Raw genomic sequence first — 17,049 nt, 5'->3', positions numbered from 1 at the left:
TAACCAAGAACTCGCAAAAGGTAAAACCAGGAAATGATTACCGCAACTTCCACACTAAAAATCCTCTTAATTGAAGATAACTTAGCAGAAGCCAGGTTATTGCAAGAGTTTATTAAACTCACAAAATCTCAAAATTTTGGTTTAGTTCACGTCCAAAGACTTCAAGACGGAATCAAACAATTAAATAGCCAAAAATACGACGTAATTTTATTAGATTTGACCCTTCCTGATAGTCAAGGATTATGTTCCATTCCTCAGTTACTTCAGCAAAATCCTAGCAATCCCATCATAGTTCTGACTAACACAAATGATGAAGAACTAGCCATTGAAGCAGTGAGACAAGGAGCGCAAGATTATCTAGTCAAAAGGCACGTAAATCCAGATACATTGGTACGTTCTGTGCGATATGCTGTAGAACGCAAACAATTTTTAGAACAATTAAATCAAATTAATCAAACATTAGAAACTCAAGTCGAAGAAAAAACCACAGAACTCTTAAAATCCCAAGAAATTAATCAGCTTAAATCTGAATTTATGGCTATGCTTTCCCATGATATTCGCAATCCTCTAAACACCATTCTTCTCGCGGCTGGATTACTAGAAAAATATCAAAAAGAACTGACAAATAATTCCCAAATTGACTATGTACAACTCATCCGCTCTGCCATCAAAAATGTATCACATTTAGTAGATGAAGCCTCACTAATTGGTAAATCTGATTCTGGACAACTAGCATACCAACCACACATACTCAATTTAGAAAACTTATGCTCTGAATTAGTAGAACAATCTCAATTACCTGCCCAAGAACAACAATTGAACCTAATTTTCACCAGTTCTGAACACTGTTTTGAATTCCTGGGAGATGAAACCCTCTTAAAGCATATTATCAATAATTTACTCAATAATGCCATTAAATATTCAATTCCCGGAGGTACAGTTCTATTTGAATTAATTAAACAAGAAAAAACCGTAATTTTGAGATTTCAAGATCAGGGAATTGGTATGAGCGAAAAAGACCAAAAAAAATTATTTCAACCATTTCACCGGGGAGAAAATGTAGGCATAATTCCTGGTACTGGTCTAGGATTAACAATCGTCCAACAGTGCGTTATAGCCCACAGAGGGGAAATTACAGTTAATAGTCAAGTAGGAGTAGGTTCAACTTTTACAGTGACTTTGCCGATAACAAAATAGATCCCCGACTTCTTAGAGAAGTCGGGGATCTAAAAAATATTGAATTATATTAAACTACCGCTTCTGCCTTTTCTGCGACTTTTTCCTTCACAGGTACATAAGGTTTTTCCGCACCTTGGGCTAAATACGCAGCTAATTGACTTTCGATTTCATCGCGGACAATTTGCCGATATTCCATAAAATGCTCAATGTGGGCGCAGGTAGAAACGTATTGTTCGATTACCTTGGGATTATGCTTGAGAATGCTAAACAAATGATGCCAGAATTTCCAGCGAGTTTGTCGTTTAAATCCTTGTCGCCAAATCACAATGAGTAAGGCCCTGACAACTACCCATTCTGGTGTTTTTGCCGGTGCTGTCCACTTGGGAGAACCCAACATCATAAAACAGCGATAGGTGCGATCCAAGTAAGCAGTCGGGTCATATAAAGCACAGAAGGCTTCCACATATTCCCTAGCCAATTCTTCTAGAGGACGGGTAGGAATAAAATTCATCAATGTGGTTTGATTGATGTTCCCGTCTTGGTTTTCTCGCAATCTGCCTTCTTTAGTTAAACGATGCCACAACGCAGTATTGGGTAACGCCTGTAACATGGCAAAGGTAGTAGAAGGAATAGCTGCGAGTTCAGCAAAACGGACAATGCGATCGCCTGCACCCGCTTTTTCACCATCAAAACCAATAATAAACCCAGCCATTGGCCGCAGTCCAGTTCTGATAATGGTTTCTACAGATTCAGTTAAGGAACTGCGAGTATTTTGAAACTTCTTAGTTAGTTGTAAACTATCTTCATCTGGGGTTTCAATCCCCAAAAATACCGCTTTAAAGCCACAATCAACCATCAACTCCATCATTTCTTGGTCTTGTGCCAAATCAATGGAAGCTTCCGTGTCAAAATTGAACGGATATTGATGTTCTTCCATCCAAACTTTTAACTCTTTCAGCAACAACTTCACATTTCGCTTGTTGCCAATAAAGTTATCATCCACCATAAACACACCCCGCCGCCAACCCAAATCATAGAGATAATCCAACTCGGCTAACAGTTGTGCAGGAGTTTTGGTTCGGGGTTTGCGTCCATATAAAACAATGATGTCGCAAAACTCGCACTGGAAAGGACAACCCCGGGAAAACTGCACCGACATCATATCATAGGCATTAAACTCTAATAAATCAAAGCGGGGAATAGGTGTACTGGTAACATCAGGTTTTTCAGCAGCCCGGAAAACTCCCGATTTTTCTCCCCGTTGCACAGCTTCCACAAACATGGGTAAAGTCAGTTCCCCTTCATCAAGAATCAGGTAATCTGCCCCTGCTGCTTCCACTTCATGGGGTGTAGAGGTAGGATAAGGACCACCCAAAGCCACCAGCTTACTGCGTCTTTTCGCTTCCCGAATTTGCTCAAGTAAGTCTTGTTTTTGGACAATCATGGCGGAGAAAATCACCATATCTGCCCATGCCCATTCTTCCTCAGTAGCAGCGCGGATGTTACGATCTACAAGCTTAAACTCCCACTCTTGGGGCAAAATTGCCGCTACCGTCACCAAACCCAATGGTGGCAACAAAACCTTTCTGTCAACTAGCGCCAGAATTTTCTCATAAGACCAAAATGTACTTGGAAATATTGGATAAACTAGCAAAACACGCATAGTATCACCCCTCACGATTTATTTGTGATCTAACTGTAACTAAAATTCAGACTAATTGACTTTTTTCTCAAGCCTGTTGTATGTGAGAATGTCAGAATCAAGATGTCCAGGATTTAAGGATTTACAGGATGAAGACAGTAATTTTCTCACTAATTACGTATCATCACTTGTACAAACCTCGACTTGATACTTCCTTCCCATTCCAAAATTACTCATGTTTTTTCTCTGTGTTCTCTGTGCCTCTGTGGTTCGTTATTAAAAATTTAGGTAATTTAATAGTAGGATAAGAGTAACTAGCAACTTGGGTGAAGATAATTTTTTATGGATAGTACAAGTTCGGAAAATATTAAATCTAAATATAAGCTAGGTCAGTTTGTTCTGGGAAAAGTAGAATTTCATACACCCTTTGGCGTTTTTGCTCAGAAATGATCTAATTTGAGCGATCGCAAAAATTTCCTATTGACAAATTGACAAAAAAGTGATGTTAAACCTGGCAATGTTATTAATTTTAGTGATATTTAGGGTTTGCTGATAGCGCAGCGTGGCGTTAGCCATACTCCTGAATGGGCGCAGTCCCTGCGCCCCTACTCCCTGATAGCGCAGCGTGGCGTTAGCCATACTCCTGAACTTCGATATATCGTAGGGGTTTAGCTCATGCTTTACCCTTACATATCTCATCAATTACAGGATGGTTTAATGCTGATGTAGAGATCTTTCATGAACCGTCTCTACAACGTGGTTTGCCTTTTTACGTTTCTTTACACAGTTTGGTTTTATTGTGTTCACCTACTTGTAATCTATCAAGTTAATCTTATTATCATCCTGTAAATCCTTAAATCCTGGATGTCCTGATTCTGACAAAGGTTAGTTTCAGGACGCTCGATTTTACGTCATGCTGGTACATGGGTAAGGGAAATTAAATTTCAACTTTCAAAACTTTGACTAAGAAACCCCATTTATCTGCTGCTTCCTCAATAATTTTTGCTGTTGGTTTACCAGCACCATGTCCTGCCTTCATGTCAATTCTAATTAATACAGGTGCATCACCACTATGCGCTGCTTGTAAAGCCGCAGCAAATTTAAAACTGTGAGCAGGTACTACACGATCATCATGATCTGCGGTAGTAATTAACGTAGCTGGATAAGCTGTTCCCGGCTTCAGATTATGCAAAGGTGAATAAGCATATAAAGTTGCGAATTCTTCTGCGTTTTCTGAAGAACCATATTCAGCCACCCAAGCCCAGCCAATGGTAAATTTATGGAAGCGCAACATATCCATAACGCCTACTGCGGGTAGGGCTGCACCAAACAAATTAGGGCGTTGTGTCATGCAAGTACCCACCAATAAACCACCATTACTACCTCCACCAATAGCTAATTTTCCAGGTTGGGTGTAATTATGAGCAATTAACCATTCAGCCGCAGCAATGAAATCATCAAAAACGTTTTGCTTTTGCAATTTCATTCCTGCTTGATGCCATTCTTCTCCATATTCACCACCACCACGTAAATTAGGAACAGCATAGACTCCTCCCATTTCTAGCCATATTAAAAGGCTAACAGAAAAACTTGGTGTTAAGGAGATATTAAACCCACCATATCCATAGAGGTAAGTAGGATTGTTACCATCTAATTTAATTCCTTTTTTGTGAGTAATAAACATTGGCACTTTTGTACCATCTTTACTTGCATAGAAAACCTGTTTTGTCTCGTATTCATCAGCATTGAAATCTACTTCTGGCTGACGGAAAAGTTCACTCTTACCTGTTTTCATGTCATAACGATAAATAGTTCCAGGGGTAGTAAAGCTGGTAAAACTATAAAATGTTTCTGTATCATACCGTTTACCACTAAATCCGCTGGCTGCACCAATTCCGGGTAATTCTACTTCTCGAATAAAATTACCTTTGAGATCAAATATCTTAATTTGGCTTTGGGCATCTTGTAAATAATCAGCCACAAATTGATTATTTAAGACACTGACACTTTCTAATGTTTCTAGTGCTTGAGGAATAATTTCTTGCCAATTTTCGGGAGTTGGTTTTCTCGTGTCAATGGCAATAACTCTACCTTTTGGAGAATTGAAATCTGTGCGAAAGTAGAAAACATAATCGTCATTATCAATGAAGCTATAATTTGCTAAAAATTGGTTAATTAGTTCGATTACTTCAGAATTTTGATTTGTTAGATCCTTGTAAAAAACTAAGTTTTTGGAGTCAGTTCCTAGCCAGATTGAAATTATCAAATATTTGCCGTCTTCCGTGACATTCCCAGTAAAACCCCATTCTTTTTCATCAGGACGATGGTAAATTAAGATGTCTGTTGATTGGGGTGTACCAAGTTGATGATAATAAAGTTTTTGGTAATAATTAACATCTTCTAATTTGGTTTTTTCATTTGGTTCATCATAACGACTGTAGAAAAACCCTTGATGATCATGAGTCCAAGAAGCACCGGAAAATTTAATCCATTGGAGATAATCTTGTAAATCTTCACCTGTGGCAATATTTCTAACTTTCCATTCTTGCCAATCTGAACCAGAACTAGATAAACCATAGGCTAAAAGTTGACCATTTTCACTGATGGAAATTCCTGAAAGGGCAATTGTACCATCTTCTGAAAGTTGATTAGGATCAAGTACAATTCTTGGTTCTGCATCTAAAGTTGGCAGAGTATAGAGGACACTTTGATTTTGCAGTCCATCATTTTTGAAATAAAAGTAACTTTCACCTTCTTTAAAGGGAGTTCCATATTTTTCATAATCCCAAAGTTTTGTTAGCCGCTGTTTGATTTTTTCTCTGGCAGGAATTTCGTTTAAATAGCTAAAGGTAACTTGATTTTGGGCTTCTACCCAAGCCTTTGTTACGTCTGTATCCGGGTCTTCTAAGGCTCTGTAAGGATCGGCGATCGCCATTCCGTGATAATTATCCACCTGCTCACTTTTGCTAACAGTAGGATAGGTCAGAGGTTGGTTAAAGTTAGACATAAATTTAGGATAAATTGTACTAAATTGCTAATACCAATTTTATATGAGTCCGCACAAAATCATCAAATCTGTTAATTCATCTGCGTTTATCTGCGGTCAATTATTTCTGATCTCTGATTATATGCAGATTCATCTTATTTTGGTATAAATTAATTAATAACATAAAAAAGCCATTATTTGCAATATTGACTCGTTCTCAAACAAGAAAGATAAGAAGGTTACTAACTGAAGGTATCGCTGAGAATTTATGCATCTCTTTATGATTTTGACAGAATGACTATCTTTTTGCGACCAAATAGCATTATGATCAATAGCGATTAATTTGTGTAACCTGGAGATAAAATTGGCAGTCATGCAAAAATTCGCTCAATCTATAGCTTTGATGCCACCTGCAAAAATTTTTACTGTGGGACTATCTTTCTCTCTGGTAACGGGACTTTATGCTTGTGGTAAGAGACAAAATTCTGGTATCAATCTTCAAAATTTCAATATTGGTGCTAATGTAACACAGATTCAAAAAATTACCCAAAAAAATCAGGACACGACAGTTTACATTCAAGGTAAAGTAGAAAAGTATGCTCCATTAATCAAGAAAAAATCATATCAAATTAACGACTCAACTGGGAAAATTTGGGTAATCACTAATCAGGGTAATTTCCAAGTCGGAGAACAGGTAGTATTGAAGGGTAATGTTCAGTATCAAAGTGTGCCTTTGGCTGGTAAAGAATACGGTGAAGTTTATTTAGAGGAAAAGTAATTTATGAACAGTCAACTAGCTTATGTAGCCGTTGCCATTCTCTATCGAGAGAATAAGTTTTTAATGCAATTACGGGATAATATTCCTAATATTATAGCTCCTGGTTGTTGGGCTTTATTCGGTGGACATATAGAACCAGGAGAAACTCCAGAAATAGCTGTTCAACGCGAGGTTGTCGAAGAAATTGGTTATGAGTTGACTGACTTTACAAAATTTGGAATTTATAGCGATGAAAAAGCTGTGCGTTATGTATTTCAAGCACCATTGTTAGTCCCAGTGAGTCAACTTGTACTTTCTGAAGGGTGGGATTTAGATTTATTAACAGCAGCAGATATTGACAAGGGTGAATATTATTCTCAAAAAGCCGGAGATATTAGACCTTTAGCAACTTTGCCTCAGAAAATTATGCTGGATTTTATCAAAACTCTATAGTCTGATAATCCGATTCACGAACTTTTTGAGTTTTCCAGACATTTTGCCAAAATTATATTATTAATAAATGCCATGCAGCCAGTAAAAAGTCTAACAAATTTACCCAAATGGTTAAACATAGGATTAGCCTTTCCTGTGATTCTTTTAAATGGATGGTTATTAATTCAATTCATTAACTATTTTCAGCCTTTGGTTAGCGTTATTTCCGTTGCTATTCTTCTGGCTTTTGTACTAGATTACCCCATTCAACTTCTCCAAAAACGGGGAGTACCTCGAATTTTAGCAGTTGTAGTGGTATTACTGTTATCTATTATTATTTTGGGTGCTGTAGGTGTAATTCTGCTACCACTTATTCTGGAACAATTGAATGAGTTAGCTAATCTTCTTCCCTATTGGATAGAATCGGCAACTCAACAAATAGAAGCTTTGCAAAATTGGGCAGCTACTCAGCAACTACCAGTAAATTTAAGTGGATTAGCTGGTGAAATTTTAGGAAAAATATCAAGTCAATTGCAATCTTTTACTGGGAAAATTTTAGGTTTTGCTTTCGATACTATTGGCAATTTATTGAATTTATTAATTACCATAGTTTTGACTATTTATTTAGTATTGAATGGGGAAAGTTTATGGAATGGCATTTATCTTTGGTTTCCCCCAGAAACAGCGAAAAAGGTGCGAGAATTACTGCGAGAAGATTTTAATAATTATTTCATTGGTCAAGCTACTTTAGGGGCTATTTTAGCCGTATCCATAACATTGGCTTTTGTCGTTTTACGAGTGCCTTTATCACTACTTTTTGGCATAGGAATTGGTTTGTTTTCCCTATTTCCTTTTGGTACTGGTATTGGTATTGGTATTGTTAGTTTATTAATAACTTTAAAAGACTTTGGTTTAGGGTTAGAGGTTGCGGCTATAGGTGTGGCTATTGATCAAATTAATTCTAATATTATTGCCCCACGTATTTTAGGAAATTTAACTGGTTTAAATCCTGTATGGGTGGTAATTTCTTTATTAATAGGCGCAAAGTTAGGCGGTGTATTGGGGTTATTGGTTGCTATTCCTCTTGCTAGTTTTATTAAAGATATCGCTGATACTTGGCGTAATGGTAAATTTAATAAAACTGCTGTTGATAGTGAGTAAATGACAACACCTTTATTTCCTGATTTTGTTTGTCTTGTTGGCAGTTTATTTGTTTAAATTGATAAAAATGTCTGGGACACAATTCCCCAACTTTTAATTAGATTGGGGGAAAATAGTATTCTGTAGGTACAGGCACAAAAATCAAGAAAGTGATTACAATACTCAAGGTGAAATCTAATTCTCTTGAGTGACTAAAGTTATGGAAAATTTTGTTTTTTACAACCCAGTTAAAATCCTGTTTGGTAGGGGTCAAATCGCTAATATTGGTTCAGAAATCCCGGCGAACGCGAAAATTCTGATTACTTACGGTGGTGGTAGTATTAAAGCTAATGGGGTTTATGATCAAGTAAAATCGGCATTGGCTGGTAGAAATGTATTTGAGTTCGGCGGTATTGAACCCAATCCTCATTTTGAAACTTTGATGCAGGCGGTTGAGTTAATCCGCAAAGAAGGTATTGATTTTCTGTTGGCTGTGGGTGGTGGTTCTGTTGCAGACGGGACTAAGTTTATAGCGGCTGCGGTTTCTTTTGTGGGCGACCCTTGGGATATTTTAGCTCATGGCGCACCAGTAACGGCGGCTTTACCAATGGGGGTGGTTTTGACTTTACCTGCGACTGGTTCAGAAATGAATACAAATTCAGTTGTGACTAAGTGGGAAACTAAAGAAAAGTTATTTTTCGCTAGTCCCTTGGTGTTTCCGAAATTTTCCGTTCTTGACCCAGAAACAACTTTCTCCCTGCCTCCTCGGCAAATTAGCAATGGTATTGTTGATGCTTTTACTCATGTGATGGAGCAGTATTTGACCTATCCGGTGAATGCACCATTACAAGACCGCATGGCTGAATCAATTTTACTAACTTTGATTTCAGAAGGACCCAAAACTTTAGCAAATCCTACAGATTATGATGCGCGGGCAAATTTGGTTTGGTCGGCGACAATGGCATTAAATGGGTTAATTGCGGCTGGTGTACCTCAAGATTGGACGACTCACATGATAGGTCATGAGTTGACAGCGTTACATGGTATGGATCATGCTCAAACTTTGGCGGTTGTGTTACCTGGAACTTTGACGATTAGACGCGATCGCAAGTGGCAAAAACTTCTACAATATGCAGATAGAGTTTGGCAAGTTGTCGGTGGTTCGGAGGAAGAACGGGTAAATGCCGCAATTACTAAAACTCGTGATTTCTTTGAATCAGTTGGTGTTCGCACTCATTTATCTGATTATGGTGTGGGAGTAGAAACTATTCCCGCAGTTATCAAAAATTTAGAAAAACATGGGATGACCGCTTTGGGGGAAAATAAAGACGTTAACCCCCAAGTTGTGGAACAGATTTTAGCTCTTTGTGCTTAAAAGTTAAATCCGCAGGTCAGACGTTTGATTTGTTTGTCTGACCTGCATTAAGTCGGTTGGCGGAGAAATTGGTAGAAATGTAAAAATATTATCGAAATCCTAAAATTTTAATCAGCAATGGGACAAAGAACATCCCATTGAAAAACCGATGCTGATGCAGCCAAATTATTAGAAGGGGCAGTAGAAAATGATAGTATTTAAGAAAAGAGTTAAAAACCTAACACCAACCCATCTGCGTTAATCAGCGTCCATCTGCGTTTGCAATCTCATTGATGAAAATGTTAACCCAATTTGAAAAATTACCCTTTTTGCAAAAATTATGTTGGCAAAGAGAAAATACCGAAGATCTTACTCCTTTAGAAATACTGAGAATATATGAACGCGGGTGGCACTACCGGGGAGTTTTAGGCGACTTAAGCCAAATAGAAACCTTATTTGTGCAACAATTAGCTCAATATTATCATTCATGGTTAGGAGCGAAAATGTTTGAGAGGGAGTTTCATCAAAAAATTTTAAATGTTCTTAATCAATTAAAGGCTAATTTTTTATTAGAGTGTGGCGCATATTTTGGCGGTGGGACTCTGGTTAGTTTAAATCATGGAGAATATAGATTAAGCAAAGATATAGATTTTCTCTGTTCTACTGGTACAGGCTACCGATTACTACGACAAAAAATAGCTGAAAATCAATATAATGCCCTTTTCAACACTCAAAATAATCTCAATCTACCCGGACAAATTAAAGCTGACCAGTACGGAATAAGATTTGCCATTATAGTTGATGAAACCCTGATTAAATTTGAGATAATTATGGAAGGACGGATTGAATTGGGAGAAGCAAATTATCCCATTTGGTCGCCTGTCCCATGCTTAAATCAAATTGACAGTTTTGCAGAAAAACTTTTAGCTAATTCTGACAGATGGAATGATTCCTCAGTAGAGTCGAGAGATTTGATTGATTTGGCTATGCAAAGGCTCAATTCTCCCATTCCTCAAGTAGCTATTGAGAAGGCAGAATCAGCTTATCCTGTAATTGAACCTTTAAAAAAAGCGATACTTTTTTTCCAAAATCACCCCAATTATCGAGACAAATGTTTTACGGCTTTGCGAATTGCCGAACCCAGTAAAATTATTGATGGTATTGATTTAATTGCGACTGATTTCGACTTAAAAAAGACACATAGAACTTTTAGCGAATTTCAACAAGACGTGGAATGACAATTAATCGCTTTTCTTCGTGGCGAACAAAATTAGATCAATCATTCCTGAATTTGAAAAGTATTCGCTTTGACTAATTAAAAATAACATTATTACGGCTATCGTAGCAATTATCCTTGCTACTATCATTTGTGAAGGTAATCTTGTTAGAACGGACTCAGAAGTTTCACCGATTCCCTAGTGGAAACCGAGGCGATAACGGGCAAGGATAGTGACCCAGGCTCTAGAACCTCAAAGCAAACTTACGAGTAAGGTCAATCAGAGAGCGAATTATAAGCAATTGACGCTATTTGACCTTGGTTATACTGCAAACGGTTCATAGTTTAACCAAGTATGAAACCCCTCTGGTAAACCTCTCCTTTGCACCCCTCCCTTACCCTCCCCTACAAGGGAGGGAAAAGGAGCAGCTTTTATAATTGGAGAGGCTTTGAACTTGTTCTTTGTATGATAAAAAAGTCCAGCTTTTAGCCGTTTTGAGTATAACTACATTAGTTGTGTATCCCTAAGTGAAAATTGGAAAAGTTGTAAGTGCGATCGCTACTAAGGTAGAATATTCAAAGTCCAGTAAAAACTTCCCTACCACAAGATAATACTGGGAAGACTTTGTTGTTTGTGGTAGCTTCAAACCCAAAGGAAGTCAGGAAAACCACAATTAGCGGCAGCAAAACTCTAAATGTACCTGTTTCTACGGCTAACAGGTTGCAAAATTGGCATTTTTGAGATTCCAGTTTAGCTTGGACATTGGCTATGACTTCATACATTTGTTTTTCTGGTAGTACAATTATCAGTAAAAATTAATCTAATAACTATAGTTTCTTGTTAAGTTAAATTAAATCACAGTGATAATTACCCCAAATTTATCGGGTAAGTTGAGTTTTTGTATCAAATAAGCAGGGTTAACGGAGTAATACAGACAATGCAGCAACTTGTAGACCAAATTAAAACAATTGATTTTCAAAGTGAAATATATAAAGATGCCTATAGCCGCATCAATGCCATTGTAATTGAAGGGGAACAGGAAGCCCACGAAAATTACATTACATTAGCTCAACTACTGCCGGCACAGGAAAAGGAACTAATTGCTCTCTCGAAAATGGAAAGTCGCCACAAAAAAGGATTTGAAGCCTGTGGACGGAACTTAAAAGTGACTCCAGATTTAGAATTTGCGAAAAAGTTTTTCTTGGGACTGCATGACAATTTCCAAACCGCAGCCAAAGAAGGCAAAGTCGTGACTTGCCTTTTGATTCAATCATTAATTATCGAATGTTTTGCGATCGCTGCCTACAATATCTATATTCCTGTGGCTGATGATTTTGCTCGTAAAATCACAGAAGGGGTAGTAAAAGAAGAATACAGCCATCTCAACTTTGGTGAAGTGTGGTTGCAAAAAAACTTTACAGAATCCAAAGCCGAATTAGAGCAAGCTAACCGCCAAAACCTGCCTCTAGTATGGAGAATGCTCAATCAAGTAGCAGATGATGCCAAAGTTTTAGCTATGGAAAAAGACGCTTTAGTAGAAGATTTTATGATTCAATATGGTGATGCCTTAAGTAACATTGGCTTCACTACCCGTGATATCATGCGTCTTTCTGCCTACGGACTTGTAGCCGCTTAATAATGCCCTTAGGGTGACAACTATGTTACCCTAGGTTTTGGGGGCAGGGGGCAGGGAGCAGGGAGCAGGGAGAAAAAGGATTTATACTCAAAGCGGTTGGGAGATGGACTTTTGTAAAATCACGAAAACACCGTGTTTGTAGGGGGTTTAGCAAGAGCTTCATTGGTGTCAATTTAAGCTACAGATGGTTTATTTGTTTGGCTGACAGACCCACCCTGAAATGGATTATGGCTAACGCCACGCTACGCTATCAGGGCTAATAAGTAATTGGACAAAAATATTTACAGTCATTGCGAGCGAAGGGAAGCAATCACAACCCTGGCAATTGCTTCATTTCACTTCGTTCCATATGGCTAACGCCACGCTGCGCTAACGCAATGACATTGTGCAATTAATTCTGTCTCACTACTTATCTAAAGTTTACTCAAAAATTTCTGGGTTATTTAGGGCTTGCTGATAGCGTATTGTGGCGTAAGCCATATAAAACTGAAACCTTTTATTAATAGGGGTTTCGCTGATTTTTATCACAAGAATGTGCAAGGTTTTGGCAAATGGAGTCTCAAAATTGGTGCATTTTCCTGGGTCGGATTTAGAAAATTGAGGATATCCAGATGGCTGAAACTGTTCCCAGTTAAGAGTTAAGAGTTCCCTGCCCTCACAGACAACTTATTCAGCAAGCCGTACTTAATTACGAATTACGAATTATTTGGACACTTTATGTAGTATTTTTAATAGTTAGACATCATATAGCAGATTGCAGATTGATGCGGTACAGGATCTTAAATTTAAAGCCTGACAACAAGCCTGTTTTACTCCTGACTCCTGAATTCTGCTGTATCTGATTCTAAGTTGGCATAGTTTTTCGATTTCTCTAAAATCTAAAATCTAAAATTGGTTTTGCACGACAGCACACGCCTAATATATCACTCCATGTTTGGTTTAATTGGACATCTGACTAGTTTAGAACACGCTCAATCAGTAGCTCAAGAATTGGGATATCCAGAATATGCCGATCAAGGGCTAGACTTTTGGTGTAGCGCCCCGCCGCAAATAGTTGATCATATCACTGTCACCAGTATCACCGGGCAGAAAATAGAAGGAAAGTATGTAGAATCATGCTTTTTACCGGAAATGCTGGCTAATCGCCGCATTAAAGCCGCAACACGCAAAATTCTTAATGCTATGGCTCATGCTCAAAAGCATGGCATTGATATTACAGCCTTGGGTGGATTTTCCTCAATTATTTTTGAGAACTTTAATTTAGAGCAGTTCAAACAAGTCCGCAATATTAACCTAGATTTTGAACGCTTTACTACAGGCAACACTCATACAGCTTACATTATTTGTCGGCAAGTAGAAGAAGCTTCCAAACAACTAGGGATTGAATTGTCCAAAGCAACTGTAGCTGTGTGCGGTGCAACGGGGGATATTGGCAGCGCAGTCACCCGCTGGCTAGATAAAAAAACAGATGTTCAAGAATTATTATTAATTGCGAGAAATCAAGAACGTCTCCAAGAACTGCAAGCAGAACTAGGACGGGGTAAAATTATGGGATTACAGGAAGCATTACCCCAAGCGGATATTGTCGTCTGGGTGGCGAGTATGCCCAAAGGCGTAGAAATTGACCCAATAACATTAAAACAACCCTGTCTATTGATTGATGGGGGCTATCCTAAAAACTTAGGCACAAAAGTTCAGCATCCGGGGGTATATGTATTAAATGGCGGCATTGTGGAGCATTCCCTAGATATTGACTGGAAAATCATGAAAATTGTCAATATGGATGTGCCAGGGCGGCAATTATTTGCTTGTTTTGCCGAATCAATGCTGCTGGAATTTGAGAAGTTATATACAAACTTTTCTTGGGGGCGTAATCAGATTACCGTAGACAAAATGGAGCAAATTGGTCGTGTGTCCATTAAACACGGTTTTAGACCATTACTAGTTTAGTCATTGGTCATTGGTCAGTGGTCAGTGGCAAAGAAAAGACAACTGACAACTGACAACTGACAACCAACAACTGACAACTGACAACTGACAACGAACATAATTATGGCAACCACTGAGCGCAAACCGCTACTGTTAGATTTTGAAAAGCCTTTAGCAGAACTGGCTACTCGGATTGACCAAATTCGCCAATTAGCTGAAGAAAATGGTGTTGATGTTTCTGGACAAATTCGCCAACTAGAGACGCGGGCGACGCAATTGCGGGAGGAGATTTTTAGCAGTCTGACACCATCTCAACGATTGCAGGTAGCTCGTCATCCCCGCCGCCCTAGCACTTTAGATTATATCCAGTCTATCAGCGATGAATGGATGGAATTACATGGCGATCGCTGTGGTAGCGATGATCCGGCTTTAGTTGGTGGCGTTGGTCGCATAGCTGGACAACCAGTGATGATGTTAGGACATCAAAAAGGTCGAGATACTAAAGACAACGTTGCCCGCAACTTTGGTATGGCTGCTCCTGGTGGCTACCGGAAGGCTCTGCGCCTCATGGAACACGCCAATAAATTTAGTATGCCAATTTTGACCTTTATTGATACTCCTGGGGCTTGGGCAGGCATCGAAGCCGAACATCAAGGACAAGGAGAGGCGATCGCCTATAACCTGCGAGAAATGTTCAGTTTTGACGTACCCATCATTTGTACAGTTATCGGTGAAGGTGGATCTGGCGGGGCTTTGGGTATTGGTGTAGGCGATCGTCTACTGATGTTTGAACACTCAGTTTACACCGTAGCTACCCCGGAAGCCTGTGCCGCAATTTTGTGGAAAGATGCCAGTAAATCTCACTTAGCCGCCGTAGCCCTGAAAATCATCTCCCACGACCTCAAAAACTTGGGTATTATTGACCAAATCCTCCCTGAACCCTTGGGTGGCGCACACTCAGACCCCTTAACAGCGGCTACCAACTTAAAACAAGCCTTAGTGGAAAACTTAGACGAACTCAATCGTCTCACCCCAGCGGAGCGCCGCCAACTCCGTTATGATAAATTCCGTAATATCGGCGTTTTCACAGAACTTGCCCACTAAAAATACTCAAGAAAATGGTATAGAATAATAGCAATGCTATAATTGCCTATGGCTGCTTAAAGATTTTTAACAATCTTCAAGAGCTATAGGCATTTGTATTTACTTGATTTTATGAATTCTGAGCAAAAAAGACGCGCCTTAATTACTGGTGCTAGTAGCGGAATTGGCAGAGCAACAGCTTTAGCATTTGCAAAAGCTGGAATAGATGTAGCATTAGTCAGCCGTTCTCAGGATAAACTAGAGTCTGTAGCTAGAGCCGCACAGGAGTTAGGAGTAGAAGCCCAAGCCTTTTGTCTAGACTTAGCTGAAGTTACCCAAGTTAAATCCAAAATTCAAGGAATAGCTGACGAATTTGGCAACATAAATATTCTCATTAATAACGCTGGAATTGGATATACAGGCAACCTGAGTGAAACACCCTTGGAAGACTGGCAACAAGTCATTGACTTGAACCTCACCAGTGTCTTTCAGTGCATGATGGGAATTTTGCCAGGAATGCGCCAACAAGGGCAAGGCACAATTATTAACATTGCTTCTATAGCAGCCAAACAAACCTTTCCAGGTTGGGGTGCTTACTGCGTCAGCAAAGCAGGACTTCTTTTCCTTTCCCAAACCCTCGCACAAGAAGAACGGGCTAATGGTATTCGCGTCATTGCCATTTGTCCTGGTTCTGTCAATACGGCAATTTGGGATACTCCAACCGTCCAGGCTAACTTTGACCGTTCCCAAATGTTAACTCCAGAAATTGTGGCAACAACAATTTTACATACTGTCTTATTACCACAAGAAGCAGTAATTGAAGAATTGACGATTATGTCTAATGCTGGCGTTCTCTAATTGGTAATTTCCTCATTTATCCCTTTAAATGATTAATTACCACTGACGACTGACAACTGACAACTGAAAAATTACTAAAATTTAATCATGACTATCGCTGGTTCAAACGGTTCTAATACCTCGCAATCGCCTCTGATTCCTGATTTAGCAGAAGCTATCAATGTCCGACCAGACCGCAATACCCATAATGGCAAAGAACCAGAAATACATCCACCCTCGGAAGAAACAATGGATGAGATGATGCAAGCTGTGCGGACAATGTTAGTGGGATTAGGAGAAGACCCTGAACGGGAAGGGCTGCTAAAAACACCTAAGCGCGTAGCTAAGGCGATGAAATTTCTTACCAGCGGCTACAATCAATCTCTAGAAGACCTCATCAATGGTGCGATATTTGATGAAGGACATGATGAAATGGTTTTGGTAAGAGACATTAACTTCTTTAGCCTGTGTGAACATCATATGCTGCCATTCATGGGTAGAGCGCACGTTGCTTATATTCCCAATCAAAAAGTTGTAGGATTAAGCAAACTGGCAAGAATTGTGGAAATGTATTCTCGCCGATTGCAAGTTCAAGAAAGACTAACTCGACAAATTGCTGAGGCACTACAAGCAGTCCTCGAACCCAAAGGTGTGGCTGTAGTCATGGAAGCTACTCATATGTGTATGGTGATGCGGGGGGTTCAAAAACCTGGTTCTTGGACAGTTACCAGTTCGATGGTAGGTATTTTCCAAGAACAACACAAAACCCGTGAAGAATTTTTCAACTTGATTCGTCATCAAGCGTCATTATTTTAATGCGGGATAGGGGTAGGGAGTAGGGGGAGTAGGGGGAGTAG

14 protein-coding genes are annotated in these 17,049 nt (G+C 39.1%); 11 read left to right on the top strand and 3 right to left on the bottom strand.

The window, feature by feature from the left end:
* The first annotated feature begins 33 nt into the window (after nt 1-33).
* Nucleotides 34-1,197 carry a hybrid sensor histidine kinase/response regulator gene (locus IQ228_RS01465; RefSeq protein ID WP_193961999.1) on the top strand — a complete coding sequence of 388 codons (1,164 nt, stop codon included), beginning with the start codon at nt 34-36 and terminating at the stop codon, nt 1,195-1,197.
* A 49-nt stretch (nt 1,198-1,246) separates the two neighbouring features.
* Here IQ228_RS01465 and IQ228_RS01460 read toward each other — a convergent pair whose 3' ends face one another.
* Nucleotides 1,247-2,842, bottom strand: coding sequence for a B12-binding domain-containing radical SAM protein (locus IQ228_RS01460; RefSeq protein WP_193961998.1), 1,596 nt, complete (start codon nt 2,840-2,842; stop codon nt 1,247-1,249).
* A gap of 916 nt (nt 2,843-3,758) precedes the next feature.
* Entirely contained in the window at nt 3,759-5,828 is a 2,070-nt protein-coding gene (locus IQ228_RS01455) for a prolyl oligopeptidase family protein (RefSeq protein WP_193961997.1), read from the bottom strand.
* A 352-nt stretch (nt 5,829-6,180) separates the two neighbouring features.
* On the opposite strand from IQ228_RS01455, the gene IQ228_RS01450 reads away from it, so the two are divergent.
* The 5 genes from IQ228_RS01450 to IQ228_RS01430 all read left to right on the top strand — a co-directional run bounded on the left by IQ228_RS01450 (nt 6,181) and on the right by IQ228_RS01430 (nt 10,728).
* Complete coding sequence (locus tag IQ228_RS01450) at nt 6,181-6,585, top strand: hypothetical protein (RefSeq protein WP_193962005.1); 405 nt, start codon at nt 6,181-6,183, stop codon at nt 6,583-6,585.
* A gap of 3 nt (nt 6,586-6,588) precedes the next feature.
* The gene (locus IQ228_RS01445) at nt 6,589-7,017 is read left to right on the top strand and encodes an NUDIX hydrolase (protein WP_027403453.1); all 429 of its coding nucleotides are present in this window, start codon (nt 6,589-6,591) and stop codon (nt 7,015-7,017) included.
* Nucleotides 7,018-7,089: 72 nt separating this feature from the next.
* Nucleotides 7,090-8,157 (top strand): AI-2E family transporter, encoded by a 1,068-nt coding sequence (locus IQ228_RS01440; protein ID WP_027403454.1) that lies wholly within the window; start codon nt 7,090-7,092, stop codon nt 8,155-8,157.
* 199 nt (nt 8,158-8,356) lie between these two features.
* Nucleotides 8,357-9,511 carry an iron-containing alcohol dehydrogenase gene (locus tag IQ228_RS01435; RefSeq protein ID WP_027403455.1) on the top strand — a complete coding sequence of 385 codons (1,155 nt, stop codon included), beginning with the start codon at nt 8,357-8,359 and terminating at the stop codon, nt 9,509-9,511.
* A gap of 278 nt (nt 9,512-9,789) precedes the next feature.
* Nucleotides 9,790-10,728 carry a nucleotidyl transferase AbiEii/AbiGii toxin family protein gene (locus IQ228_RS01430; RefSeq protein WP_228043631.1) on the top strand — a complete coding sequence of 313 codons (939 nt, stop codon included), beginning with the start codon at nt 9,790-9,792 and terminating at the stop codon, nt 10,726-10,728.
* Between the two features lie 554 nt (nt 10,729-11,282).
* On the opposite strand, the gene IQ228_RS01425 is transcribed toward IQ228_RS01430, so the two are convergent.
* On the bottom strand, nt 11,283-11,489 hold the full coding sequence (locus tag IQ228_RS01425) for a hypothetical protein (RefSeq protein WP_027403457.1): 207 nt from the start codon (nt 11,487-11,489) through the stop codon (nt 11,283-11,285).
* 155 nt (nt 11,490-11,644) lie between these two features.
* On the opposite strand from IQ228_RS01425, the gene IQ228_RS01420 reads away from it, so the two are divergent.
* The 5 genes from IQ228_RS01420 (at nt 11,645) to folE (ending at nt 17,008) form a co-directional block, all read left to right on the top strand.
* Nucleotides 11,645-12,343: an aldehyde oxygenase (deformylating) gene (locus IQ228_RS01420; RefSeq protein ID WP_027403458.1), complete on the top strand. Its 699-nt coding sequence runs from the start codon at nt 11,645-11,647 to the stop codon at nt 12,341-12,343.
* 930 nt (nt 12,344-13,273) lie between these two features.
* A complete protein-coding gene (locus tag IQ228_RS01415; RefSeq protein ID WP_027403459.1) occupies nt 13,274-14,293 on the top strand; it encodes a long-chain acyl-[acyl-carrier-protein] reductase in 1,020 nt (339 codons plus the stop codon).
* A gap of 102 nt (nt 14,294-14,395) precedes the next feature.
* On the top strand, nt 14,396-15,376 hold the full coding sequence (locus IQ228_RS01410; RefSeq protein WP_027403460.1) for an acetyl-CoA carboxylase carboxyltransferase subunit alpha: 981 nt from the start codon (nt 14,396-14,398) through the stop codon (nt 15,374-15,376).
* A gap of 111 nt (nt 15,377-15,487) precedes the next feature.
* Nucleotides 15,488-16,213: an SDR family oxidoreductase gene (locus IQ228_RS01405; RefSeq protein ID WP_027403461.1), complete on the top strand. Its 726-nt coding sequence runs from the start codon at nt 15,488-15,490 to the stop codon at nt 16,211-16,213.
* Nucleotides 16,214-16,300: 87 nt separating this feature from the next.
* A complete protein-coding gene (gene folE, locus IQ228_RS01400; protein ID WP_027403462.1) occupies nt 16,301-17,008 on the top strand; it encodes a GTP cyclohydrolase I FolE in 708 nt (235 codons plus the stop codon).
* Nucleotides 17,009-17,049 lie beyond the last annotated feature (41 nt).

The organism is Dolichospermum sp. LEGE 00246, from assembly GCF_015207865.1.
GTDB classification, from domain to species: Bacteria; Cyanobacteriota; Cyanobacteriia; order Cyanobacteriales; family Nostocaceae; genus Dolichospermum; species Dolichospermum heterosporum.
This window is presented reverse-complemented; position numbering and strand designations above follow the sequence as displayed.

Coding starts and splice junctions, on each gene's coding strand:
- IQ228_RS01465 (WP_193961999.1), top strand. CDS start 34: ATGATTACCGCAACTTCCACACTAAAAATCCTCTTAATTGAAGATAAC.
- IQ228_RS01460 (WP_193961998.1), bottom strand. CDS start 2,842: ATGCGTGTTTTGCTAGTTTATCCAATATTTCCAAGTACATTTTGGTCT.
- IQ228_RS01455 (WP_193961997.1), bottom strand. CDS start 5,828: ATGTCTAACTTTAACCAACCTCTGACCTATCCTACTGTTAGCAAAAGT.
- IQ228_RS01450 (WP_193962005.1), top strand. CDS start 6,181: ATGCAAAAATTCGCTCAATCTATAGCTTTGATGCCACCTGCAAAAATT.
- IQ228_RS01445 (WP_027403453.1), top strand. CDS start 6,589: ATGAACAGTCAACTAGCTTATGTAGCCGTTGCCATTCTCTATCGAGAG.
- IQ228_RS01440 (WP_027403454.1), top strand. CDS start 7,090: ATGCAGCCAGTAAAAAGTCTAACAAATTTACCCAAATGGTTAAACATA.
- IQ228_RS01435 (WP_027403455.1), top strand. CDS start 8,357: ATGGAAAATTTTGTTTTTTACAACCCAGTTAAAATCCTGTTTGGTAGG.
- IQ228_RS01430 (WP_228043631.1), top strand. CDS start 9,790: ATGTTAACCCAATTTGAAAAATTACCCTTTTTGCAAAAATTATGTTGG.
- IQ228_RS01425 (WP_027403457.1), bottom strand. CDS start 11,489: ATGTATGAAGTCATAGCCAATGTCCAAGCTAAACTGGAATCTCAAAAA.
- IQ228_RS01420 (WP_027403458.1), top strand. CDS start 11,645: ATGCAGCAACTTGTAGACCAAATTAAAACAATTGATTTTCAAAGTGAA.
- IQ228_RS01415 (WP_027403459.1), top strand. CDS start 13,274: ATGTTTGGTTTAATTGGACATCTGACTAGTTTAGAACACGCTCAATCA.
- IQ228_RS01410 (WP_027403460.1), top strand. CDS start 14,396: ATGGCAACCACTGAGCGCAAACCGCTACTGTTAGATTTTGAAAAGCCT.
- IQ228_RS01405 (WP_027403461.1), top strand. CDS start 15,488: ATGAATTCTGAGCAAAAAAGACGCGCCTTAATTACTGGTGCTAGTAGC.
- folE (WP_027403462.1), top strand. CDS start 16,301: ATGACTATCGCTGGTTCAAACGGTTCTAATACCTCGCAATCGCCTCTG.